Source organism: Streptomyces sp. NPDC007991, from assembly GCF_042958445.1.
GTDB lineage: Bacteria > Actinomycetota > Actinomycetes > Streptomycetales > Streptomycetaceae > Streptomyces.
Genome location: NZ_JBIBJD010000013.1, coordinates 73133 through 96970, shown reverse-complemented (window position 1 = coordinate 96970; position 23838 = coordinate 73133). Strand labels below are relative to the sequence as shown.

At 72.5% G+C, this 23838-nt stretch carries 20 protein-coding genes; 3 read left to right on the top strand and 17 right to left on the bottom strand.

What is annotated here, in order from left to right:
* From ACFZDA_RS33060 to ACFZDA_RS33035, 6 genes are all read right to left on the bottom strand, one after another.
* The gene (locus ACFZDA_RS33060; protein ID WP_391088801.1) at nt 1–3072 is read right to left on the bottom strand and encodes an AAA family ATPase; all 3072 of its coding nucleotides are present in this window, start codon (nt 3070–3072) and stop codon (nt 1–3) included.
* A 558-nt stretch (nt 3073–3630) separates the two neighbouring features.
* Nucleotides 3631–3816, bottom strand: coding sequence for a hypothetical protein (locus ACFZDA_RS33055; RefSeq protein ID WP_391088799.1), 186 nt, complete (start codon nt 3814–3816; stop codon nt 3631–3633).
* Between the two features lie 200 nt (nt 3817–4016).
* The gene (locus ACFZDA_RS33050) at nt 4017–4547 is read right to left on the bottom strand and encodes a hypothetical protein (RefSeq protein WP_391088797.1); all 531 of its coding nucleotides are present in this window, start codon (nt 4545–4547) and stop codon (nt 4017–4019) included.
* A 35-nt stretch (nt 4548–4582) separates the two neighbouring features.
* Nucleotides 4583–5158 carry a GNAT family N-acetyltransferase gene (locus ACFZDA_RS33045; RefSeq protein WP_391088796.1) on the bottom strand — a complete coding sequence of 192 codons (576 nt, stop codon included), beginning with the start codon at nt 5156–5158 and terminating at the stop codon, nt 4583–4585.
* Entirely contained in the window at nt 5136–7382 is a 2247-nt protein-coding gene (locus tag ACFZDA_RS33040) for an MMPL family transporter (RefSeq protein WP_391088794.1), read from the bottom strand. Before ACFZDA_RS33040 ends, ACFZDA_RS33045 begins: the two co-directional genes overlap by 23 nt.
* Before the next feature lie 156 nt (nt 7383–7538).
* The gene (locus ACFZDA_RS33035; protein ID WP_391088792.1) at nt 7539–7949 is read right to left on the bottom strand and encodes a hypothetical protein; all 411 of its coding nucleotides are present in this window, start codon (nt 7947–7949) and stop codon (nt 7539–7541) included.
* A gap of 190 nt (nt 7950–8139) precedes the next feature.
* Here ACFZDA_RS33035 and ACFZDA_RS33030 point away from each other — a divergent pair, with 190 nt between their 5' ends.
* A complete protein-coding gene (locus ACFZDA_RS33030) occupies nt 8140–8949 on the top strand; it encodes a methyltransferase domain-containing protein (RefSeq protein ID WP_391088790.1) in 810 nt (269 codons plus the stop codon).
* A 66-nt stretch (nt 8950–9015) separates the two neighbouring features.
* Here the strand turns inward: ACFZDA_RS33030 and gatB are convergent, their stop codons facing one another.
* From gatB to ACFZDA_RS32980, 10 genes are all read right to left on the bottom strand, one after another.
* Nucleotides 9016–10530, bottom strand: coding sequence for an Asp-tRNA(Asn)/Glu-tRNA(Gln) amidotransferase subunit GatB (gene gatB, locus ACFZDA_RS33025; protein WP_391088788.1), 1515 nt, complete (start codon nt 10528–10530; stop codon nt 9016–9018).
* Nucleotides 10531–10544: 14 nt separating this feature from the next.
* Nucleotides 10545–10784, bottom strand: coding sequence for a hypothetical protein (locus ACFZDA_RS33020; protein WP_391088786.1), 240 nt, complete (start codon nt 10782–10784; stop codon nt 10545–10547).
* Nucleotides 10781–12280 (bottom strand): Asp-tRNA(Asn)/Glu-tRNA(Gln) amidotransferase subunit GatA, encoded by a 1500-nt coding sequence (gatA, locus tag ACFZDA_RS33015; RefSeq protein WP_391088784.1) that lies wholly within the window; start codon nt 12278–12280, stop codon nt 10781–10783. Before gatA ends, ACFZDA_RS33020 begins: the two co-directional genes overlap by 4 nt.
* A 6-nt stretch (nt 12281–12286) precedes the next feature.
* Nucleotides 12287–12583, bottom strand: coding sequence for an Asp-tRNA(Asn)/Glu-tRNA(Gln) amidotransferase subunit GatC (gatC, locus tag ACFZDA_RS33010; protein ID WP_004925108.1), 297 nt, complete (start codon nt 12581–12583; stop codon nt 12287–12289).
* A gap of 902 nt (nt 12584–13485) precedes the next feature.
* Nucleotides 13486–15783 (bottom strand): EAL domain-containing protein, encoded by a 2298-nt coding sequence (locus ACFZDA_RS33005; protein ID WP_391088781.1) that lies wholly within the window; start codon nt 15781–15783, stop codon nt 13486–13488.
* A 257-nt stretch (nt 15784–16040) separates the two neighbouring features.
* A complete protein-coding gene (ligA, locus tag ACFZDA_RS33000; RefSeq protein WP_391088779.1) occupies nt 16041–18236 on the bottom strand; it encodes an NAD-dependent DNA ligase LigA in 2196 nt (731 codons plus the stop codon).
* A 15-nt stretch (nt 18237–18251) separates the two neighbouring features.
* A complete protein-coding gene (locus tag ACFZDA_RS32995) occupies nt 18252–19259 on the bottom strand; it encodes a methionine synthase (RefSeq protein ID WP_391088777.1) in 1008 nt (335 codons plus the stop codon).
* 29 nt (nt 19260–19288) lie between these two features.
* On the bottom strand, nt 19289–19987 hold the full coding sequence (locus ACFZDA_RS32990; RefSeq protein ID WP_391088776.1) for an SDR family oxidoreductase: 699 nt from the start codon (nt 19985–19987) through the stop codon (nt 19289–19291).
* Between the two features lie 18 nt (nt 19988–20005).
* On the bottom strand, nt 20006–20545 hold the full coding sequence (locus ACFZDA_RS32985) for a TIGR00730 family Rossman fold protein (protein WP_391088774.1): 540 nt from the start codon (nt 20543–20545) through the stop codon (nt 20006–20008).
* Nucleotides 20542–21345, bottom strand: a complete 804-nt coding sequence (locus tag ACFZDA_RS32980) for a methyltransferase (protein ID WP_391088771.1) — start codon at nt 21343–21345, stop codon at nt 20542–20544. Before ACFZDA_RS32980 ends, ACFZDA_RS32985 begins: the two co-directional genes overlap by 4 nt.
* A gap of 81 nt (nt 21346–21426) precedes the next feature.
* Between ACFZDA_RS32980 and ACFZDA_RS32975 the strand changes: the two genes are divergently transcribed.
* Nucleotides 21427–21750 carry a DUF427 domain-containing protein gene (locus ACFZDA_RS32975; protein WP_391088769.1) on the top strand — a complete coding sequence of 108 codons (324 nt, stop codon included), beginning with the start codon at nt 21427–21429 and terminating at the stop codon, nt 21748–21750.
* Between the two features lie 61 nt (nt 21751–21811).
* Nucleotides 21812–22594 (top strand): alpha/beta fold hydrolase, encoded by a 783-nt coding sequence (locus ACFZDA_RS32970; RefSeq protein ID WP_391088768.1) that lies wholly within the window; start codon nt 21812–21814, stop codon nt 22592–22594.
* A gap of 73 nt (nt 22595–22667) precedes the next feature.
* Here ACFZDA_RS32970 and mnmA read toward each other — a convergent pair whose 3' ends face one another.
* Nucleotides 22668–23798, bottom strand: a complete 1131-nt coding sequence (mnmA, locus tag ACFZDA_RS32965) for a tRNA 2-thiouridine(34) synthase MnmA (RefSeq protein WP_391088766.1) — start codon at nt 23796–23798, stop codon at nt 22668–22670.
* Between the last annotated feature and the right edge of the window lie 40 nt (nt 23799–23838).

The window sequence follows — 23838 nt, the reverse complement described above, 5'->3', positions numbered from 1 at the left end:
TCAGCCTGCCGGGCCGGGCATGACGGATTCGGCCGGGAACAGCCCCAGCCGGTGGGCCACCGCCGCCGCCTCGCCGCGCCCGGAGACGCCGAGCTTCGCCAGGATGTTGGAGACGTGGACGCTCGCGGTCTTCGGGGAGATGAACAGTTCCTCGGCGATCCTGCGGTTGGTGTGACCGGCGGCGACCAGGCGCAGCACGTCCCGTTCCCTGCTGGTCAGGCCGAGGGCCTCGGCGGGGTCGGCGGGTGCGGGGGCCGGTTCCGCGGCGGGCGTGAGCGGCAGGCGGGCGCGCTGGGCGAGGGCGGTGGCGGCGCCGGCGAGCGGCCGGGCCCCGAGGTGGCGGGCGACGGCGTGGGCGAGGCGGAGCAGTTCCGTGGCCCGGTCGCGCTCGTCGGCCTCGCCGCCGCCCGTCAGCAGCGACTCGGCCAGGCGGTAGCGGACGCGGGCGAGGTCGTAGGGGCGCTCCAGGGGTTCGAAGGCGGTGACCACCTCCGACCAGAGGTCTGGGGCGCTCCGGCTTCCGGCGCCTTGGGATGCGGCGCGGTGGAGTTCGGCGCGGACCCACTTTTCGTGGGCGAACCAGACGGGGGCGTTCGTGGTGAGGCGTTTGACGGCCTCGAAGATGCTCTCCAGGGTCTCCTCGCGGCCGTCCCGTGCGGTCGGCAGGGCCCGGGCGTCGGCCTCGGCCGTGGCGGCTTCGAGCAGCAGCGGCCAGGCGTAGCGCTGGGTGCCGGGCGGGAAACCGGACTTCAGGGTGCGGGCCAGTTCGGCGCGGGCGTCTGCGAGACGGCCCTCGGCGACGGCGAGCTGGAGGGTGAGGCAGGCGATCGGGAGGTCGTGCTGCGGCATGGGGTCGTGCGGGCCGTAGGAGGCGCGGCTCTCGGCGAGATGGCGAGCGGCCTCGGGCACCCGGCCGCGGGCGAGCGCGAGGAACGCCAGGGTGTTGGCGCCCGACCCGTACGGCGCGGCCGTCTGCCCGTGCCGCTGCGCGTTGACGGCCGCCTCGGCCGCCTCGTCCCAGCGGCCCAGGGAGACGAGCGACTCGGCGAGGTTGCTCCAGACCCAGCCCTCGGATTCCCGCAGGCCCATGCTGCCGGTGAGGCGCAGGCCCTCGCGCAGGACGTCCACGGCCTCCTCGGAGCGCCCGATGCCCTCCAGGGAGGAGGGCAGGTTCACATGACTGCGACCCACGACCGCCGCGAGTCCCCGGGCCACGACCTCGTCCCTGACCTCGTACATGTGGGTCAGTCCGGCCTCGATCTGCCCGGCGTCGATCATGAGTCCGCCGAGGGTGAGCCGGGCGTTGGACTCGATGTCGTCGGCGCCCACCATGCGCGCGTACTCCACCGCACGCTCCGCGGCCGTCAGGGCCTCCGGGCCCGGCTGGCGCAGCATCGACCAGTGGGCGACCGTGGCGAGCACCTCGGCGTGCACCTCGGACGGCGGCAGGCCGCGGACCAGGTCCTGCGCGGTGGCGATCTCCTTCCAGCCGTCGCCGCGGGCGAGCCGCTGCACCAGCCGGGAGCGCTGGATCCAGAACCAGGCGGCGCGCAGGGGGTCGGCCTCCGCGTCCAGCTGGCGCAGTGCCCGCTTGGTGATCTTCAGGGCGCGTTCGCGCTCCCCGCAGAGCCGTCCGGCAACGGCCGCCTCGGCCAGCAGGTCGAGATGGCTGAGCGCGGTGGCCTCCGGACCGCCGCAGGGTGGATAGACCTCGGCGTAGTCGACGGGGCGCAGGGTGCGGCGTACGGCCTCGGGGGCGGTGTCCCACAATTCCATCGCCCGTTCCAGCAGCCGCAGCTGCTCGGCGTAGGCGTGGCGGTGGCGGGCCTCGACGGCGGCGTCGAGGACGGCGGGCAGGGCCTTGGCCGCGTCGTGGGCGTGGTACCAGTAGCTGGCCAGGCGCGTCGCGTGCTGGTCGGCTGGGACGAGGGTCGGGTCGGCCTCCAGTGCTTCGGCGTAGCGGCGGTTGAGGCGGGAGCGCTCGCCGGGGAGCAGGTCGTCGCTGACGGCCTCGCGGACCAGGGAGTGGCGGAAGCGGTAGCCGTCGCCGCCGGGCGCCGGGGTGAGGATGCTGGCGTTCACGGCGGCCCGCAGCGCCTCGATGAGGTCGTCCTCGGCGAGCCCGGCGACGGCGGCCAGCAGCCGGTACTCGACGGTGGAGCCGCCCTCGGCGACGATCCGGGCGACCTGCTGGGCGGTCTCCGGCAGCCCCTCCACCCGGACGAGCAGCAGGTCGCGCAGGGAGTCGGTCAGGCCCGTGCGGCAGCCCTCGTGGGCGGCGACGGCGAGTTCCTCGACGAAGAAGGCGTTGCCGTCGGAGCGTTCGAAGATGGCGTCGATCTGGTCCGGGTCGGGTTCCTGGGCGAGGATGCCGGCGACCTGGCGGCACACCTCCTCGCGGTTGAAGCGGGCGAGTTCGATGCGGCGGATGGTGCGGAGCCGGTCGAGTTCGGCGAGCAGGGGCCTGAGCGGGTGTCGGCGGTGGATGTCGTCGGAGCGGTAGGTGGCCAGAACGACGAGGCGGCCGGTGCGCAGGGTGCGGAAGAGGTAGGCGAGCAGGTGCCGGGTGGAGGCGTCGGCCCAGTGCAGGTCCTCCAGGGCGAGGACGACGGTGTGCTCGGCGGTGACGCGCTCCAGCAGGCGTGCGGTGAGTTCGAAGAGGCGGGCCATGCCGTCCTCGTCGTGCCGGGCCGCTTCGCGGGCCGCGGCGGCCGTGCCGATCTCGGGGAGCAGCCGGGCCAACTCCTCCTCCTGCCCGGCGGCCGCGGCGGCGAGCGGCCCGGGCAGCTCGCGGCGCAGGGCGCGCAGTGCGGTGGAGAACGGCGCGAACGGCAGTCCGTCGGCGCCGATCTCGACGCACCCGCCGAGCGCGACGACCGCGCCCCGGGTGCGGGCCGCGGCGGCGAACTCCTCGACGAGCCGGGTCTTGCCGACTCCGGCCTCGCCGCCGATGAGCAACGCCTGGGGGTCGCCCGCGGCGGCACCGGCGAGGACCTCGTCGAGCAAGCCCAACTCGGCGTCGCGGCCGACGAACACGGGGCTGACGGACCTGGTCTCCACGAACCCGAGCATCGCATGCGACCCCGCCGGCCCGGCACCGGTTTTGCCACGCGACTCCCGGGCCCCGACGCCCGCCCCCACCCGGACACCCCCGGCACCGGCTGTCGCCCCCGCCCGGACACCCTCGGGACCGGCAGCCGCAGAAGCCCCCGCAGTCACCGGACCCTCGGCCGCCGCCCGGACACCCCGGGACCAGCCGACAACCCCGCCCGGACGACCACGAGACCGGCCGTCGCCTCCCTGCGTATCGCCCACGGCATCAGCAGCCACATCCGTCCCTGTGGCCACCGGACCCGCAGCCGCCGGCCAGGACGCCCCCGGGGCCAGCCCCCTCCGCCCGGACCGCCACCGCATCAGCCGCCTCCTCCGTCGGCACACCCCCGGGACAAGCTGTCGCCCCATCCATCCGGACGCCCCCGCCACGGGACAGCCCCCTCCGCCCGGACACCCCGGGACCAGCCGACGCCCCCGCCCGGACGACCACGGCGCCGGCAACCGCCTCCGCCTCCCTGTGGACGGGCACTGCATCAGCGGCCCCGTCCGTACGGGCGACCGGTGTCGGGCCCTTGTTCACGCGGCGGGAGCGGACCGTGGGCGGCGGAAGCGGCGGGTATGGCTCTCGTGCTCGGCGGAGCCTTCCGCGGCTTCGCGGCGGGCGGCGCGGCGGGCCCGGGCGGCCTCGCGGACCTGGCGCTCGTGGTCGGCGCGGCGGATGAGGTCGGCGGCGCGCAGCTGCTGGAACTCGTACTCGTACATGGCGTGTCCTTGGTGAGAGGCCGGGTGGAAGAGACTCGCTTTCCGCGATGCCTCCACCTTCGTCTCCCGGGCCGGGCCGCCACATCGGGAGAGTTCCGCATCTTGAGGGGCCTCGGGGGGCCTTAGACACGGCTGAGGGGCCCCAGGGGCTCCGTAAGGTGCTCGCGGATTCCCTAAGACCCCTCAGGACCTGCGGTGACTCAACCCGCCGAAGGCAGGGAGAGCAGGATGCCGGTGTACTTGAGGACCGCCAGGAACAGGCCGATCACGCCGAGCGCGACACCCGCCCAGGCGACCGACTTGATCCAGGGGGCCTGGATCCTGCCGGGCGTGCCGAAGGCCGGCCGGGCCAGTACGACGACGCCGACGATCAGCGCCGTCACCGCGAACAGGCCGCCCCACAGGGCGGTGGTCTGCCAGGCGTCGCCGTAGACCGCCTGGATCTGCTTGGCCACGCCCGCGTTCTGCGCCGTCTCCAGCTGGCCGATGAGGTTCTGCCGTGCGGCAGCCACCGTGCCGAGCCAGCTGCCGGTGAGCGAGACGACGCCCAGCGCGGCGGAGACCACGGCGGCAGCGCCCTGGCCGACGCCGGAGGCGCCCGCCTCCTTGGTCTCGGCGGTCTCGGCCGGGACCTCGGTCCGGGTCACCTCGTCGGACTTGGTGGTGTCCACCGCCTTCTCGTCGGTCGTGGCCTCGGTGGCCTCGGTCTCGTCCACTGCGTTCGTTGCCATGTGTCGCACCGTAGGGTCGCTGTCTGAGAAGTCTCTTAATGATCGTCGTGAGCGGCACGCGCGCGTGCGGCGCGCCACTCGGGCGCCAGCACCGACCAGACTTCGAGATCGTGCCGTACGCCACCATAGGGGTGGGCCTCGCGCCGCACACCGTCGCGGGTCATGCCCAGGCGCCGGGCCACGTTCAGGCTCGGCGTGTTTCCCGAGGCGGCGACCCACTCGATCCGGTGCATGCCGCGCTCTTCGACCGCCCAGTCGATCAGGACGCGCATCGCCCGGGTGACCAGACCACGCCCGGTCCCGGCGGGCTCCAGCCAGCAGCCGACCTCGCAGTTGCCGCTCGCGGCGTCGAAGTTCAGGAACAGCACGCCGCCCACGAGCTCGCCGTTCAGCCACAGTCCGTGCAGCGAGCGGGTGTCGGCGGCGCGGAGGTCGGCGTAGCGCTGGAGCAGGGCCCGCGCGGACTCCACGTCCGTCTCCTGCGACCCGAAATTGATGAACCGCCCGATGAAGTCCCTGCCCCGCTCCAGGTGCGCGAAGAACTCCTCGGCGTGCCAGGGCTCAAGGGGGCGCAGTTCCGCGCCGTCGTCACCCAGGGATATCGCGTACATCCGGCTGCCGCTCCTCCTCCGCCAGGACGTCCGCCACCCCGGCGTCCGTCGCGGCGGCCAGCCTCTCATGCGTGGCACGGCACTCGGGCGGTTCGATGCTGATCCGCGGCAGGCGCCTGTCCAGCCAGCGGGGCAGCCACCAGTTGGCGCCGCCGAGCAGGTGCATCAGGGCGGGGACGAGCAGCGTACGCAGGACGAAGGCGTCCAGGGCGACGGCGGCGGCCAGGGCGATGCCGAACATGGCGATCACACGGTCGCCGCTGAGCACGAAGGCGAGGAAGACGGAGATCATGATGACCGCCGCCGAGTTGATCACCCGGCTGGTCTCCGCGAGGCCGACCCGGACGGCACGCCGGTTGTCGCCGGTCTCCAGCCACTCCTCGTACATCCGGCTCACCAGGAAGACCTGGTAGTCCATGGACAGGCCGAAGAGCACCGACACCATGATCACGGGCAGGAAGGGTTCGATGGGCCCCGCGCTGCCGAGGCCGAGCAGTTCGCTGCCCCAGCCCCACTGGAACATCGCGACGACCACGCCGAAGGCCGAGGCCACTGCGGCGACGTTCATCGCGGCGGCCTTCAGCGGGATGCCGATCGACCGGAAGGCGAGCAGGAGCAGCAGACAGCCCAGGCCGATGACGACCCCGACGAAGACGGGCAGCTTGGAGACGATGACGTCGGCGAAGTCGTCGTAGCCGGCCGTCATGCCGCCGACCTGCGTATCGAGCGAGGTGCCCGCCTCGGCCCGGGGCAGCACCTTCTCGCGCAGCCGGTCGACGAGGTCGCTGGTGTGCTGCGACTGCGGTGAGGTCTCGGGGACGACGGTGAGGTACGCGGTGTCGCCGCCGGAGCCGAACGTCACCGGCGTCACCGAGGCGACGCCCTCGGTGGTCCGGAGCGTGGTGTCGAGGTTGTCCAGGGCGAGCTTGTCCTCGGCTCCGCCGACCTTCGTGACCAGGGTGAGCGGGCCGTTGACGCCGGGGCCGAAGCCGTCGGCGAGAAGGTCGTAGGCCTGGCGTGTGGTGGAGGTCTTGGGGTCGTTGCCCTGGTCGGAGGTGCCCAGGTGGAGCGAGAACGTGGGCAGCGCGAGGACGGCCATGACCACCAGGGCGACGGCCCCGAGCACCTTGGGATGGCGCTCCACGAACGCCGACCAGCGGGCGGCGAACCCGGTGGGCAGTTCGGGTTCGGGACCGTGCTGCGCCAGTCGGCGGCGCTCGCGGCGGCTGAGCGCCCGCGTGCCGATGAGGGACAGCAGGGCGGGCAGCAGCGTCACGGAGGCCGCGACGGTGAGGATCACGGTCAGGCAAGCCGCGACGGCGACGCCGTTGAGGAAGCTCAGCCGAAGGATCAGCATGCCCAGCAGGGCGATGCAAACGGTGGCACCCGCGAAGACGACGGCCCGTCCCGTGGTCGCGACGGCGTTGGTGGCCGCCTCGGTGACGGACAGCCCGCGTTTCAGTCCGCGCCGGTGTCTCGTGACGATGAACAGCGCGTAGTCGATGCCGACGCCGAGCCCGATCAGCATGCCGAGCATGGGCGCGAAGTCGGCGACGGTCATGGCGTGCCCGAGCAGCACGATCCCGGCGTACGCGGTGCCGACCCCGACCAGCGCGGTGGCGATGGGCAGAGTTGAGGCGGCGAGCGAGCCGAAGGCGAGGAACAGCACGACCGCGGCGACGACCACGCCGACGACCTCAGCGACGTGCCCGCCGGAGGACTGGGTGAGCGCGACCGCGCTGCCGCCCAGCTCCACCTGCAGCCCGTCGGTCTGAGCGCTCTTGGCCGTGTCGACGACGGCCTGCGCCTCGGACCGGCTGATGTCCTGCGCCTGGCCGTCGAAGGTGACCGTGGCGTACGCCGTACGGCCGTCCGCGCTGACGCGTCCCGTGCCCGGGCCGTCATAGGGGCTGGTCACGGAGGCTACGCCGGGCAGGTTCTCGACGCGTTCCAGGGCGCGGCGCATCGTCTGCTCGACGTCGGCGGCGCGGACGCTGCCGGAGCTGGTGTGCCAGACGACGGTGTCGCTGTCGCCGCCGAGCTTCGGGAAGCCCTCGTGCAGCAGCTGGGTGGCGCGGCCCGACTCGGTGCCGGGGACCTGGTAGTCGTTCGAGTACGCGGAGCCGGCGACGGCGGCGCCCGCGGCCACCCCCGCGAAGGCGAGGAGCCACAGCAGAACGGTGACCAGACGGCGTTGGACACACCAGCGTGCGAGGGCTGCCACGAAACGTGCTCCCAGGGTGACTTTTGGGATCTTTGAGCGGGAGCAGTCGTCCATGAACTGAACAGCCCGCAAAGAACGCATGAGCAATGCGGAAGCACTCTTACAGGCACACGAGATCATTTGTCGGTTTCGTGGGCTTATTCACAGCGGGCGGGATCAGTCGGACTGGTCCCCCAGCGCCATCACCATCACGCCGGCGATCAGCAGCCACAGCGCCCGCCGGGTGCGTCCCCGGGCACCCAGCACGGCGGCGCACGCGCAGACGGCCGCGCCCCCGGCGTACGCCGCCGGGACGTGGGCCGGTGCGGCGCGTGCGAGGCGGAGCAGGGCCGCGGCCAGCCCTGCCAGGGTCAGCGCGGCGCCCGTACCCGCCGCCGTCCAGCGGGCCCGCCGCGCGCCCTGCGCCGGATCATCGGCGTCGTCCAGCTCCTCGTCCGGTTCGTGGTCCGGCTCGGTCGGCTCGTCGTCCTGCTCGTCCGGCTCGGCATAGGGCTCGGGGTCCTGCGCGGCGGCTGGCTCCGGGCCCGTTATCTCAGGATCGGTGTCGGAATCAGCGCGTCCACTCATGGCCGAGACGGTAGCGCGTCGGGCGGGAAAACCGGGTGCGGGGCCGACGGGCCGGCTGTTAGCGTCCGCGGGTCCGAGGAACGCCCGCGGCGCCCCGCCGCCCGGCCGAAGCAGGTGCATTGTTTGACGGTCCGACCGAGCTCCGACGCATCCCTGTTCTCTTCCATGGACTCAAGGAGCCCGTTCACCGATGTCCGACATCACTTCCAGGACCTCGAACGACCATCTCGCTGACCGTCTGACCCACCCCCGCTACCCCCGCAGCAACGCCTACGACGTCCGCTGGACCATCGAGAACCAGATGGGCCCGCACGCGCTGTGGCTGCTGGAGTGGCTGGCCCCGGCGCTTGGCCTGGAGCAGCTGCCCCGTGGCGCGCGCGTGCTCGACCTGGGGTGCGGACGCGCCATGACGTCCGTCTTCCTCGCGAAGGAGTACGGGGTCCAGGTCGTCGCCGCCGACTTGTGGATCAAGCCCGACGAGAACGCGGCGCGTATCGCCGAGGCGGGCGTGGCCGATCGCGTTCTCCCCGTGTTCGCCGAGGCGCACGACCTGCCGTTCGGCGAGGGCAGCTTCGACGCGATCGTCTCCGTCGACGCGTACCAGTACTTCGGCACCAACGACCTGTATCTGCCCGAGCTGACCCGGCTGCTGAAGCCCGGCGGACGGATCGGCGTCGTCATGCCGGCGCTGCGGGAGGAGATCGACGGCCACGAGCCGCCGGCGCACCTGAAGGAGTACTGGCAGAAGGACCCGGGGTTCTGGGCTTTCCACACCCCCGCCTGGTGGCGGCGGCAGTGGATGCGCACCGGGGCCGTGGAGGTCGAGACGGCCGACTGGCTTCAGGACGGCTGGCGCGACTGGCTCCTGTGGAGCGAGGTGTGCGCCGAGGAGAGCCCGAGCGAGTTCATGGCGGACATGGCTCGCTGGTCGGTGGAGCTGATGCACGCCGACGTGGAGCACGTCCTCGGTTTCGCACGCGTCGTGGGACAGCGCCTGTGATGTGACACACCTGGGCGGATGCATCGGTCCCGATGCATCCGCCCAGGGCTGCGCAGAACGCCTGGCTCAGCCCTCGCCGACGCCCAGCTTCTGAAGGATCAGCTCCTTGACCCGGGCCGCGTCGGCCTGGCCCCGGGTCGCCTTCATGACCGCGCCGACCAGCGCGCCGGCCGCCGCCACCTTGCCGCCGCGGATCTTGTCCGCGATGGCCGGGTTGCCGGCGATGGCCTCGTCGACGGCGGCGGTGAGCGCGCCCTCGTCGGAGACGACCTTCAGACCGCGCTTGTCGACGACCTCGTCCGGGGTGCCTTCGCCCGCGAGGACGCCTTCGATGACCTGGCGGGCCAGCTTGTCGTTCAGGTCGCCCTTCACGACCAGCTCGGCGACCCGGGCCACCTGCTGCGGGGTGATCGCCAGCTCGTCGAGCGCCTTGCCCGACTCGTTGGCGCTGCGGGCCAGCTCGCCCATCCACCACTTGCGGGCGGAGGCGGCGTCGGCCCCGGCCTCGATGGTGGCGACGATGGGCTCCAGCGCACCGGCGTTCAGGATCGCCTGCATGTCGGTGGCCGAGACGCCCCACTCCTCGCGGAGCCGGTTGCGGCGGACCAGCGGCAGCTCCGGCAGCGCGGAACGGATCTCCTCGACCCACTCCCGGGACGGGGCCACCGGGACGAGGTCGGGCTCCGGGAAGTACCGGTAGTCCTCGGCCTCCTCCTTCACCCGGCCCGAGGTCGTCGACCCCGTGTCCTCGTGGAAGTGCCGGGTCTCCTGGATGATCGTCCCGCCGCTGCTCAGCACGGCCGCGTGCCGCTGGATCTCGAAGCGGGCCGCGCGCTCCACGGACCGCAGCGAGTTCACGTTCTTCGTCTCCGAACGCGTGCCGAACTTCTCGGTGCCGTTCGGGCGCAGCGACAGGTTCACGTCGCAGCGCATCTGGCCCATCTCCATGCGGGCCTCGGAGACGCCGAGCGCCTTGATGACCTCGCGCAACTCACGGACGTAGGCCTTGGCCACCTCGGGGGCGCGCTCGCCCGCGCCGACGATCGGCTTGGTGACGATCTCGATGAGCGGGATGCCGGCGCGGTTGTAGTCCAGGAGCGAGTGCGAGGCGCCGTGGATACGGCCCGTCGCACCGCCCACGTGCGTGGACTTGCCGGTGTCCTCCTCCATGTGGGCGCGCTCGATCTCCACGCGGAAGGTCTCGCCGTCCTCCAGCTGTACGTCGAGGTAGCCGTTGAAGGCGATCGGCTCGTCGTACTGGGAGGTCTGGAAGTTCTTCGGCATGTCCGGATAGAAGTAGTTCTTCCGGGCGAAGCGGCACCATTCGGCGATCTCGCAGTTCAGCGCGAGGCCGATCTTGATCGCGGACTCGACGCCGGTCGCGTTGACGACCGGGAGCGCGCCGGGCAGGCCGAGGCACACGGGACAGGTCTGCGCGTTGGCGTCCTGGCCGAGGGCGGTCGAGCAACCGCAGAACATCTTGGTCTTGGTGCCGAGTTCGACATGGACCTCGAGGCCCATGACGGGGTCGTACGACGCGAGTGCTTCCTCGTACGACACCAGGTCGGTCGTGGTGGTCACGGTGAACTTCCCTCTCAGCCCAGCAGGACGTCGTCGTCGCCCAGCCGCTTCAACTCGCGGTACAGGATCGCGAGGCCGGTGACGATGGCGGCGGCGGACACGGTGGCGTCGATCAGGACCAGGGTGTCCTTCTCGGCGCGGGCCTTCTTCAGCCGCTTGGCGACGCCGATCGCGCCGAACGCGGTCCCGGCCATGGACAGGTACGTGCCGGACCTGGACTTCTTGAAGCCCTTGGCCTTGGTCAGTGCGCTCACAGCGACGGAGCCTCCTCGATCAGCGGGTGGCCCCACTTTTCCACGAAGGCGGCCTCGACGGCGGCGCCGACCTTGTAAAGACGGTCGTCCTTCATGACCGGGGCGATGATCTGCAGACCGACCGGGAGGTTGTCCTCCGGGGCGAGACCGCACGGCAGCGACATGGCCGCGTTGCCCGCCAGGTTGGTCGGGATGGTGCACAGGTCGGCGAGGTACATCGCCATCGGGTCGTCGGCGCGCTCGCCGATCGCGAAGGCGGTGGTCGGGGTCGTCGGCGAGACGATCACGTCGACCTGCTCGAACGCCTTGTCGAAGTCCTGCTTGATCAGCGTGCGGACCTTCTGGGCGCTGCCGTAGTACGCGTCGTAGTAGCCGCTCGACAGGGCGTAGGTGCCGAGCATGATGCGGCGCTTGACCTCGGGGCCGAAGCCGGCCTCGCGGGTCAGGGAGGTGACCTCCTCGGCGGAGTGCGTGCCGTCGTCGCCGGTGCGCAGGCCGTAGCGCAGGCCGTCGAAGCGGGCGAGGTTGGAGGAGCACTCGGACGGCGCGATCAGGTAGTACGCCGACAGCGCCAGGTCGAAGGACGGGCAGTCCAGCTCGACGATCTCGGCGCCCAGTTCCTTCAGCAGCGCGACGGACTCGTCGAACCGCTGGATGACACCGGCCTGGTAGCCCTCGCCGCGGAACTGCTTGACGACGCCGACGCGCATGCCGGCGACGCTGCCGTTGCGGGCGGCCTCGACGACCGGCGGGACCGGGGCGTCGATCGAGGTGGAGTCCATCGGGTCGTGGCCGGCGATCACCTCGTGCAGCAGGGCCGCGTCCAGGACCGTGCGGGCGCAGGGGCCGCCCTGGTCGAGGGAGGAGGAGAAGGCGACCATGCCGTACCGCGACACCCCGCCGTACGTCGGCTTCACGCCGACCGTGCCCGTGACGGCGGCCGGCTGGCGGATGGAGCCGCCGGTGTCGGTGCCGATGGCGAGCGGGGCCTGGAAGGAGGCGAGCGCGGCGGACGAACCGCCGCCGGAGCCGCCGGGGATCTTGGTCAGGTCCCAGGGGTTGCCGGTCGGCCCGTAGGCGCTGTTCTCGGTGGAGGACCCCATGGCGAACTCGTCCATGTTGGTCTTGCCGAGGATGACCACGTCGGCGGCCTTGAGCCGCTTCGTGACGGTCGCGTCGTACGGCGGGATCCAGCCTTCGAGGATCTTCGAGCCGACGGTGGTCGGGATGCCCTCGGTGGTGAAGATGTCCTTGAGCGCGAGGGGAACGCCGGCCAGCGGACCGAGCTTCTCCCCCTTGGCACGCTTCTCGTCGACGGCACGGGCCTGGGCGAGCGCGCCCTCGCGGTCGACGTGCAGGAAGGCGTGCACCTTCTCGTCGACGGCCTCGATCCGGGCGAGGTGGGCCTCGGTGACCTCGACGGCCGTGAGCTCGCCGGAGGCGATCTTCGCGGCGGTCTCGGCGGCCGTGAGCTTGATGATGGGGCTGTCCGTCATGGCGGGTTACTCCTCCCCCAGGATCTGCGGCACCTTGAAACGCTGCTGCTCCTGGGCCGGGGCTCCGGAGAGCGCCTGCTCGGGGGTGAGCGAGGGACGGACCTCGTCCGGGCGCATGACGTTCGTCAGCGGGAGCGGGTGCGAGGTCGGCGGTACGTCTTGGTCGGCGACCTCGCTGACGCGGGCCACCGCGCCGATGATGTCGTCCAGCTGTCCCGCGAAGTGGTCGAGCTCTTCGGGCTTCAGCTCCAGACGCGCCAGCCGGGCGAGGTGGGCGACCTCCTCGCGCGTGATGCCAGGCATGCAGCGATCCTCTGGGGTGAGTGTGTGTGGTTCGGGCCTCGGGCCTGGCGTCACCTTCCCGTCGTCCGCCCCGGGGGCGGGCCGTGCGGCCTGAGGCGCGAGCGATCGCAGGGCGCCGGAGCGTCCTCGTGGCGGGCCACGTGGGCGATTCGGCAACGCGGCGAGCGTGCGTGCCAGGCGTCGCACGGCAGGCGGGAATGTGGCGCCAGGCCCTAATCCTATGGGGCGGGCAGGCGTGACCGTGAAACGGTTTGCCCGACCCCGGCTGCCCGGCCCGCCACAGGGGGTTCAGCACCGCATCCGAACCCGCCCGGGCCGGGGCCTGAGCGATGCGTCCCCGAGCCGTCCACCGCCGCCGCGGGGAGGGCGGCCCGGGGGGCGCTGCGGGCCACGGGAGCCGCGGGCACACAGCTGGCCAGTGTCCGATGCGCCCGGCCTCGCCCGAGCCGCGGGCACGGAGCCAGGCCAAGGCCCGGTGCGCCCGGCCCCGGCAGACCAGCCCCGCCCGAGCCGGGCACGGAGCCAAGCCAGGGTCCCGTGTGCCCGGCCCCGGCAGCCCGGCCCCGCCCGAGCCCTCCAGGACCGGGGACCGGACCCGGCCCGGCCGGGGGCCTAGACGATGCGGCCCGAGTCGTCCGCCGTCGCCGCCGGGAGGGCGGCCCGGGGGCGCTGCCAGCCGCGGGCCGCCGCAGGCACGCAGCCAAGCCAGGGTCCGATGCGCCCGGCCCCGCCCGAGCCGCGAGCACGGAGCCAGGCCAAGGCCCGGCGTGCCCTGCCCCGGCAGACCAGCCCCGCCCGAGCCGGGCACGGTGCCAAGCCAGGGTCCCGTGTGCCCCGCCCCGGCAGACCAGCCCCGCCCGAGCCCTCCAGGACCGGGGACCGGACCCGGCCCGGCCGGGGGCCTAGACGATGCGGCCCGAGTCGTCCGCCGTCGCCGCCGGGAGGGCGGCCCGGGGGCGCTGCCAGCCGCGGGAGCCGCGGGCGCGGAGCCAGGCCGTGGTTTCCTCGGGGGGCATGGCGGCGGCGACCAGCCAGCCCTGGACGGCGTCGCAGCCGAGGTCGCGCAGGCGCTCCCAGGTCTCGTCGTCCTCGACGCCCTCGGCGACGACGAGCAGGCCGAGGGAGTGCGCGAGGTCGACCGTGCAGCGCACGATCTCCGCGTCCTCGGTGTCGACGGCGAGCCGGGCGACGAAGGAGCGGTCGATCTTCAGCTCGCTGACCGGGAGCTTGCGCAGGTGCACCAGCGAGGAGTAGCCGGTGCCGAAGTCGTCCAGGGACATCTTCACGCCGTGCCCGGTCAGTCCGTTGAGGGTGTCGGCGGCGCGCTGCGGGTCCTCCAGGAGGACGTGTTCCGTTATCTCCAGTTGGAGCGCTCCCGCCGGGACGCCGTGCCGGGCGAGCCGCGCCGCGACCGAGCCGGCGAAGCCTGGGGTGTGCACATCACGCGGGGAGACGTTGACGGCGACCGGGACGAACAGTCCCTGGGCCCGCCACCGCGCGACCTGGCCGAGCGCGGTCTCCAGGACGTACTCGGTGAGATGGGGCATGAGGCCCGAGGATTCGGCGATCGCTATGAACTCGTCCGGCGGCACCTTGCCCCGCTCGGGGTGCACCCAGCGGACCAGTGCCTCCAGACCCGCGACCTGTCCGTCGAAGCGGACCTTGGGCTGGTAGTGCAGCTCGACCTCGTGGGCGTCCAGCGCCCGGCGGAGATCCCCCAGCAGACCGAGCCGGTCCGGGGTGTTGGAGTCGCGCTTCGACTCGTAGACCTCCACGCCCGTGCGGTCCCGCTTCGCCTGGTACATCGCCACGTCCGCCCGCCGCAGCAGCCCCTCGGCGTCCAGGGCGTGGTCGGGGAAGACGGCGACCCCGGCGCTGGCCTCCAGGACGAGGGTGAGGCCGTCGAGGTCGAGGGGGGAGCTGAGCGCGGCGACCAGGTTGCGGGCGACCCGGGTCGCGGACGTCGTGGAGTCGGCGACCGGCAGTAAGACGGCGAACTCGTCCCCGCCGAGCCGGGCGGCCTCCGCCCCGCGCGGCAGCGCCGCCCGCAGCCGGTCGGCGATCTGGAGGAGCAGCCGGTCACCGGCCAGATGACCGAGCGTGTCGTTGACCGACCGGAAACGGTCGAGGTCGATCAGCATCAGGGCGGCGCGCGCGTCGATCCGCTCGGCGTCGTCGAGTGCGGTCCAGATGCGCTCCAGCAGCCACTGGCGGTTGGGCAGCCCGGTGAGCGGGTCGCGCAGCTGCTCCTCGGCCCGGGCCCGGGCTATCCAGAGCGTGGAGTCCAGGGCGATGAGGGGGATGGAGAACAGCGGCAGCAGGATCGGCTTGGCCATGGCCACCACGCAGACCAGCGGCGCGATCCCCAGCAGCGCGACCGCGACGAGGCCCTGTCTGACCAGGGCGGTGCGGGCGACGGTGGGCAGGCCGGGGCGCGGGGCGTGCAGATACCACAGCAGGACGCGCGTGACCGCCAGGTAGGAGACGGCGACCAGGACCACCTCGGGCGCGGTGTAGAGCGTCCAGCTGTCCGGATCCGAGGGGGACTCGACGGACGGCACGGATCCGAAGACGCCCAGCACCAGGGCGCCGGCGCCGATGCCCAGGAGGTCGACCGCCCCGTGCAGGATGCCCTGGCGCCAGCGGTTGCGGCGGGCTATGCCGACCAGCACGACGACCGTGAGGCTGACCATGCCGGCCGGCAGCCAGCCGTACAGCAGCAGCACGGCGAGCGTGAGGGCGGCGCCCGAGCCGGTGCCGCCCCACCAGCGAGAGCGGCCCAGCATGACGAGGTGGCCGACGATGATGCCGGTCAGCACGGCCAGCGCCCAGCCGGCCGTGCCGGACGGGAAGAGCGCGTGGCCGCCGGTGAAGGCGCGGTAGAAGCCGGCGCCCAGGACGAACCCGGCCGCCGCGACGACCGCCGCGGGCAACGCGGGCCAGGACAGGTGCCGTTCGGAGTCCGCGTCCGCACCGGTCAGGCCGGCTGTGTGCTCGGTGCCCGGCTGTGCGGCACCGCGGCTCTCCGTGGCAGCGCGCCCTCCGGATGCGCGCCCGTCCGCGGTGTACTGTCCGCCGGGGCGTGCTTCCGCGCCCGGACGCCCCGCCGGCCGCCCCGCCCCACGGACTGCACGCCATACGACCGCCATGCGGCGCAGACGCAGCCGTGAGCCCGGCACGGCGCTCTCGGTCGGTTCCATTCCCGTCCCTCTCACAGCCGGCGGTGCCCACGCCCCGCGGCCCGGTGCCCGACAACTCCTGGGCGGCCCGCGTTGGAAAACCCTTCCCCGTGCTCCGCGAGCACGAAGATGCCCCGACCGCAGCTGGGCACGGCAGGCGCACATCTCAACAGTAGGCCGCAGAAGGCTTCCTCGGGCAGCGGTCGCCGACGGTTGCCCGAATGCGCCCCGGCCACCCGTATGCATCTGGTATGCGCCGAACGAGTGGCCTTCAACCGCTACTCCTCGGCCGAAAGAGCGACTTCGGCCGCCGCGTCCGGTCCTTGTTCGAGCAGGACCCCGAAACCCTCCTCGTTCAGCACCGGGACCTTCAGCTGCATCGCCTTGTCGTATTTCGATCCGGGGTTGTCACCCACCACGACGAATGACGTCTTCTTCGAAACCGAGCCGGTCACCTTCGCTCCGCGGGTCTGCAGCGCCTCCTTGGCGCCGTCCCGCGTGAAGTGTTCGAGGGTGCCCGTGACGACGACCGTGAGCCCTTCGAGCGGGCGCGGCCCTTCGTCCTCGCCGGTGCTCTCCTCCTCCATGCGGACGCCGGCGGCCTTCCACTTTCGGATGATCTCGCGGTGCCAGTCCTCGGCGAACCACTCCTTGACGGCGGCGGCGACGATCGAGCCGACCCCGTCCGTGTTCTTCAGCTCCTCCTCCGTGGCCTGGTCGATGCGCTCGATCGAGCGGAACTCGCGGGCCAGCGCCTCGGCCGCGACGGGGCCGACATGACGGATCGACAGACCGGTGAGGATGCGGGCGAGGGAACGCTGCTTGGCCGCGGCGATGTTCTCCAGCATGGCGAGCGCGTTCTTGCGGGGCTGGCCCTCCTGGTTGGCGAAGATCGTGGCGATCTTCTCCTCGCCGCTCTTCGGGTCGCGCTTGGGCAGGCCGCTGTCCGGGTCGAGGACGTACGCCTTGATGGGGAGCAGCTGGTCGACGGTGAGGTCGAACAGGTCGCCCTCGTCCGCCAGCGGCGGGTCCTCGGGCTCCAGCGGCTTGGTGAGGGCGGCGGCTGCGACGTAGCCGAAGTGCTCGATGTCCAGCGCCTTGCGGCCCGCGAGGTAGAACAGGCGCTCGCGCAACTGGGCCGGGCAGGTACGGGCGTTCGGGCAGCGCAGGTCGACGTCGCCCTCCTTCATCGGCCTGAGCGCCGTACCGCACTCGGGGCACTCGCTCGGCATCACGAACTCGCGCTCGCTGCCGTCGCGCAGGTCGACGACCGGTCCGAGGATCTCCGGGATGACGTCACCGGCCTTGCGGAGCACCACCGTGTCACCGATGAGGACACCCTTGGCCTTGACCACGTCCTGGTTGTGCAGCGTGGCGAACTCGACCTCCGAGCCCGCGACCGTGACCGGCTCGACCTGCGCGTACGGCGTGACCCGGCCCGTGCGGCCCACGCCCACGCGGATGTTGAGGAGCTTGGTGTTGACCTCCTCCGGCGCGTACTTGTACGCGATCGCCCAGCGCGGGGCGCGCGAGGTGGAGCCGAGGCGGCCCTGGAGGGGGATCTCGTCGAGCTTGACGACGACGCCGTCGATCTCGTGCTCCACGGAGTGGCGGTTCTCGCCGAAGTACGCGATGAACTCCCGTACGCCGTCGAGGCCGTCGACGACCTTGTTGTGCCGGGAGGTGGGCAGGCCCCAGGTCTTGAGCAGGTCGTAGGCCTGGGAGAGGCGGGTCAGACCGGTGAAGCCCTCCAGGGCGCCGATGCCGTGGACCACCATGTGCAGCGGGCGCGTGGCCGTGACGCGGGGATCCTTCTGGCGCAGGGAACCGGCCGCCGCGTTGCGCGGGTTGGCGAAGGGCTTGTCACCGGCCTCGACCAGCCGGGCGTTGAGCTCCTGGAACTTCTCCATCGGGAAGTAGACCTCGCCGCGGATCTCCACGAGGTCGGGCACGGAGTCGCCCTTGAGGCGCTCCGGGATCTCCGCGATGGTCCGGACGTTCGGCGTGATGTCCTCGCCGGTGCGGCCGTCGCCGCGGGTCGCCGCGCGGGTGAGACGGCCCTGCTCGTAGGTGAGGTTCACGGCGAGGCCGTCGACCTTCAGCTCGCACAGGAAGTGGTAGTCCTGCTCGCCCAGTTCTCTGGCGATGCGCTCTGACCAGGCGGCGAGCTCCTCGTCGTTGAAGGTGTTGTCGAGGGAGAGCATGCGCTGGCGGTGCTCGACCGCCGTGAACTCCGTCTCGTAGGCGCCGGCGACCTTCTGGGTCGGCGAGTCCGGGGTGCGCAGCTCCGGGAACTCCTCCTCCAGCGCCTCCAGGGAACGCAGCAGCTGGTCGAACTCCGCGTCACTGACGACGGGAGCGTCCTTCACGTAGTAGCGGAAGCGGTGCTCCTCGATCTGCTCCGCGAGGCGCGCGTGCTTCTCCCGTGCCTCGGCGGGCACCGTCGTCGTCTCCGCTTGCTTGTCGCCGGCCACCGTGTCGTCCTCCCGTTACTCTGGGTTGTCCGCGAGGGATCTCGCCGCCCGGACGCACTGGGCGAGGGCCGTGCGCGCGTACCCCGGGGAGGTCCCCGCGAGTCCGCACGCCGGCGTGAGAGTGACCGCCTCCGCGAGAAGCCCCGGTGACAGCCCCAGCCTGCGCCACAGCGTCCTGACACCCATGACGCTACCGGCAGGGTCTGACAATGGGCTCTCCGCGGACGGGACGACACCGGCGAAGAGCCGGGTACCGCCCTCGACCGCCTCCCCGATCACCTCGTCGTTACGCTCGGTGAGCAGGGAGAAGTCGAAGGAGACGGCCGCGGCGCCCGCGCGGCGCAGCAGCGCGAACGGGACGTCGGGGGCGCAGGAGTGGACGACGACGGGCCCGCCGGTGTGCACGCCGACGAGGTCGCGCAGCGTCTGCTCGACGATCTGCCGGTCGGCGGCCCGGTGGGTGCGGTAGCCGCTGGCGCTCTTGATCTGGCCGCGCAGGACGGCGGTGAGGGACGGCTCGTCGAGCTGGAGGACGAGTTGCGCGCCGGGGACCCGCCGCCGCACCTCGGCGAGGTGCTGACGGAGGCCTTCGGCGAGGGAGGCGGCGAGGTCGCGGCAGGCGCCGGGGTCGGAGAGGGCGGCCTCGCCGTTGCGCAGCTCCAGCTGGGCGGCGAGCGTCCAGGGCCCCACGACCTGGACCTTCAGCGGCCCCTCGTACCCCTGCGTGAATTCCTCCAGCGCGTCGAGGTCCTCGCCGAGCAGGGAGCGGGCCCGTTTGGTGTCCCGCCCCGGGCGGTCGCCGAGCCGCCAGCCGCTGGGCTCCACGCGCGCGTACAGCTCGACGAGCAGGCCGGCGGTCCGCCCGATCATGTCCGCGCCGGGCCCGCGGGCGGGCAGTTCGGGCAGGAAGGGGAAGTCCTCGAAGGTTCCGGTGACGGTTCTGACGGCCTCCCGGGCGTCGCCCCCGGGAAGGGAGCCGACACCCGTGGCGGCACCGAACCTGAACTGGCTGTTTTCGCTCACTGGGGCAGCCTACGCAGCGGCCCGGCCGGTCAGTTCCCCGGACGTACCGTCAGGTCGTTGACCTCGGCGTCCCTGGGCAGGTCCAGGGCCATCAGGATCGTCGTGGCGACCGACTCGGGGTCGATCCACTTCGACGCGTCGTACTCCTTGCCCTCCTGCTGGTGGACCTTGGCCTGCATGGGGCCGGCCGTGCGGCCGGGGTAGACGGAGGTGACGCGGACGCCATTGCCGTGCTCCTCGTGACGCAGGGAGTCGGCGAGGGCCTTCAGACCGTGCTTGGAGGCTGCGTAGGCGGACCAGCCGGCGTGGGCGTTCAGTCCGGCGCCGGAGTTGACGAAGACCACGTGGCCCCGGGCGGCGCGCAGCTGGGGCAGGAAGTGGCGGGTCAGCTCGGCCGGGGCGACGAGGTTGACGTTGAGCTGATGGTGCCAGGTCTTCGGGGTGAGCTCCCCGACCGGGCCGAGGTCGACGACCCCGGCGATGTGCAGCAGCGAGTCCACGCGGTCGGGCAGCGACTGGTGGGAGAAGGCCCAGGAGAGCCTGTCGGGGTCGGCGAGGTCACCGACCAGGGTCCTCGCCCCGGGGAACTCGGCCGCCAGCTCCTTCGCTCGGCCCGCGTCGCGCGCGTGCAGCACGAGGTCGTCCCCGCGCGCGTGCAGACGGCGGGCCACGGCCGCGCCGATGCCGGATCCGGCTCCGGTGATCACATGAGTAGCCATGCCCGCCATGCTCGCATCAGCGGGTGGTCACTCGATGCCCCGGCTCTCCTCCAGGTACGCCAGCGCGCCCACCGGCTCCTCCGCGAAGAACACCAGGTCGGTGAGCGGGCGGGGCAGGAAGCCCTCGTCCTCCATGCGGCGGAACTGCTCCTTCAGGCCGTCGTAGAAGCCCGCGGTGTTGAGCAGGACCACGGGCTTGTCGGTGTGGCCGTGCTTCTTCAGCTCCAGGATCTCCGTCGCCTCGTCGAGCGTGCCGGTGCCGCCGACCATGACCACCACGGCGTCGGCCTTCTCCAGGAGCAGCTTCTTGCGCTCGGCGAGGTCACGGGCGACGACCATCTCGTCGACGCCGGGGCGGGCCTTGGCCGCGAGGAACCGCACGGAGACGCCGACGAGCCGGCCGCCCGCCTCCTGCACGCCGTCGGCGACCACCTTCATCAGGCCGACGTCGGAGCCGCCCCACACGAGGGTGTGGCCGCCCTTGCCCAGCAGCTTGGCGAACTCCCGCGCGGGACGGGTGTAGCGCTCGTCGAGGTCGGCGGCGGAGAGGAAGACACAGATGTTCATGAACCCACCGTACGGGCCCGGTCCGCCGTCGCGGTGATCCGCATTCTGGACTGCCGGTGCGGGAGTTGTTCCCAGTCGTCCATGAACCGGGCGGCCAGGCCGTACCGGGCGGCGAGTGCCGTCAGCGTCGCCGTCCGGTAGTAGAAGTCCTCGTGCAGCACTTGGTGCTCCTCGCCCTCGGTGCGGTCGAAGGTGAAGTCGAAGAACCCGCCGGGCGCGAGGATCCGGCCGACGTGGGCGAAGCACTCCTCGATGACGTGCGGCGGCGAGTGCGAGAAGACGCTGTGCGCGTGCACGACGTCGAAGTGCGCGTCGGGCAGGAAGGCGAAGGTGAGGTCGTCGGTGAGCGCCAGGTAGGGCAGTTTGGACTGGAGGCCCTCGGCCACGAGGGTGTCCTGGGCGGCGAGCAGGATGTGCGGCGAGATGTCGATGCCGTAGTAGTGCCCGGCGTCGAGGTGGTCGATGAACAGGCGCCCGGCGCGCAGGTTTCCGCAGCCGATCTCCAGCATGCGGTGGTGCGGCTGGAGGCCGTGCCCCACCAGGTAGTCGAACTGCAGGCGCCCGATCCGCGTCCACGCCTCGCGCGAGGGGTTGTGCCCCACCGCGGCCTCCGCGCTGCGCGCCGCGTCGGAGGCCATCACGGCGCGGTAGTACGCGATGTGGTCGCGGTAGCGCAGCCGCAGCCAGGCGTCCCGCACCGCGCGCCGGGCGTGCGCGGGCACGCGCTCCGGGTGGCGCAGGGCGTACCGGACCTGGTGGGCCAGGGCGCCGCGGTTCCGGGCCCGTTCCGTGGCTCGCATGGGTGGCCTCCTGCGGCGGGGGAAGAACTCCGCTTCAGCGTGCGCTGTATCCAGGAAGTCGGCTACCCAAGGAGGGCGATCGTGACCACCGGGCATCGCATCACCGTCGAGCGCAGTGACCGGCCCGTGCGCGTGGCGCACGCCGGTCACGTCCTGGCCGAGAGCGACCGGCCGCTGGTCCTGCGCGAGACGGGCTGTCCCGACCGGTACTACATCCCGGCCGAGGACGTCCGCCTCGACCTGCTGACCCCGTCCGCCACGCGCACGTACTGCCCGTTCAAGGGCACCGCGTCCTACTGGTCGCTGCCGGACGCCGCGGACCTCGTCTGGGCGTATCCGGAGCCGAAGCCGGACGTCGCGCAGATCAAGGACCACCTGTGCTTCTACGAAGTGGAAGTGTTGTGATCGGCTGACGCACGGCCCGCCTCACCCAGGAACGCCGCGCCGTGCGGCAGTCTGCACTGACATGGACAAGAGGATCCTTTCGCGTGACGGCACCCGCATCGCGTACGAGAGCACCGGCCGGGGCCCCTCGGTCGTCCTGGTGAGCGGTGCGATGTCGACGGGCGGCACCCTGGCGCCGCTGGCCGTGTCCCTCTCGGAGCGTTTCCAGGCCGTCGTGTACGACCGCCGGGGCCGCGGTGCCAGCGGGGACACGGCGCCGTACGCCATGGAGCGCGAGGTCGAGGACCTGGCGGCGGTGATCGAGGCGGTGGGCGGCGAGGCATTCCTGTACGGCATCTCGTCGGGCGGGGCGCTGGCGCTGGAGGCGGCGGCGAGCGGTCTGCCGGTGCGGCGGGTGGCGGTGTACGAGACGCCCTTCGCGATGTCGCAGGAGGGTGCCGAGGAACGTGCCGAATACACCCGGCGGCTGACTCAGGCGCTCGGTGAGGGGCGGCGCGGGGACGCGGTCGAGCTGTTCCTGCGGCTGACCGGCCTCGCCGAGGGGGTGATCCAGGGCGCACGCCAGTCCCCCATGTGGGCCGCCATGGAGGCGATCGCCCCGAGCCTCGCCTACGACGACGCCGTCATGCGCGACGGCCGGGTCCCCCGGGACCGGCTGGCGTCGGTCGGCGTTCCCGTCCTGGCGGTGGCGGGCGACGCGAGCCCCGGCTGGCTGCGCGAGGCGGCCCGGGCGATCGCGGACTCCGTCCCCGACGGGTCGTACCGGACACTCCAGGGCCAGACGCACATGGTGGAGCCGAATGTGATGGCGCCGGTGCTGATGGAGTTCTTCTCGCGGAGCTGAGCACGCGGGACTGAAAGGGGTCTGAACGGGACGGGGGCACGCGCGCGTGGAGCCTGCCCCCAGGTCCGCAGGGTCAGGCCACGCCCGCCGTCGCCCGCCTGGTCGACGCGATCGTCGCCGACCCCACCACGCGTGTGCCGTCGTACAGGACGATCGCCTGGCCGGGGGCGACGCCGCGGACCGGCTCCGCGAAGGTCACCTCCAGCCGGCCGTCGGCCGGCTCGGCGGTGACCTCGGTCTCGCCGCCGTGGGCGCGGAGCTGGGCCGTGTAGGTGCCCGGGCCGGTGGGGGCGGCCCCGCACCAGCGCGGCTTGATCGCGGTCAGGGCGGTGACGTCCAGCGCGTCGGCCGGGCCGACCGTGACCGTGTTGGTGACCGGGGAGATGTCCAGGACGTAGCGCGGCTTGCCGTCGGGCGCCGGGGTGCCGATGCGCAGGCCCTTGCGCTGGCCGATGGTGAAGCCGTACGCGCCCTCGTGCGTGCCGAGGCGGTTGCCGGACTCGTCGACGATGTCGCCCTCGGAGCGGCCGAGCCGGTTGGCCAGGAAGCCCTGGGTGTCGCCGTCGGCGATGAAGCAGATGTCGTGCGAGTCGGGCTTCCTGGCCACGGCCAGGCCCCGGCGCCCGGCCTCCGCGCGGATCTCGTCCTTGGTGGTGAGCGTGTCCCCGAGCGGGAACATCGCGTGGGCGAGCTGCCTGTCGTCCAGGACGCCGAGCACATAACTCTGGTCCTTGGCCATGTCGGAGGCGCGGTGCAGCTCGCGGGTGCCGTCCTCGTGGACGATCACCTTGGCGTAGTGGCCCGTGCAGACCGCGTCGAAGCCGAGCGCCAGCGCCTTGTCCAGCAGCGCCGCGAACTTGATCTTCTCGTTGCAGCGCAGGCAGGGGTTGGGGGTGCGGCCGGCCTCGTACTCGGCGACGAAGTCCTCGACGACGTCCTCACGGAAGCGGTCGGCGAGGTCCCACACGTAGAAGGGGATGCCGATGACGTCCGCGGCGCGACGGGCGTCGCGCGAGTCCTCGATGGTGCAGCAGCCCCGCGCGCCCGTCCGGAAGGACTGGGGGTTGGCGGAGAGCGCGAGGTGGACGCCGGTCACGTCGTGGCCCGCCTCGGCCGCGCGGGCGGCGGCTACGGCGGAGTCGACTCCGCCGGACATGGCGGCCAGGACGCGGAGGGGACGGGAGCGCTGCGGGGTGTCAGTCATAACCCTTCCAGGGTACGGGGGCGCGGGAACCAAGGCCGCC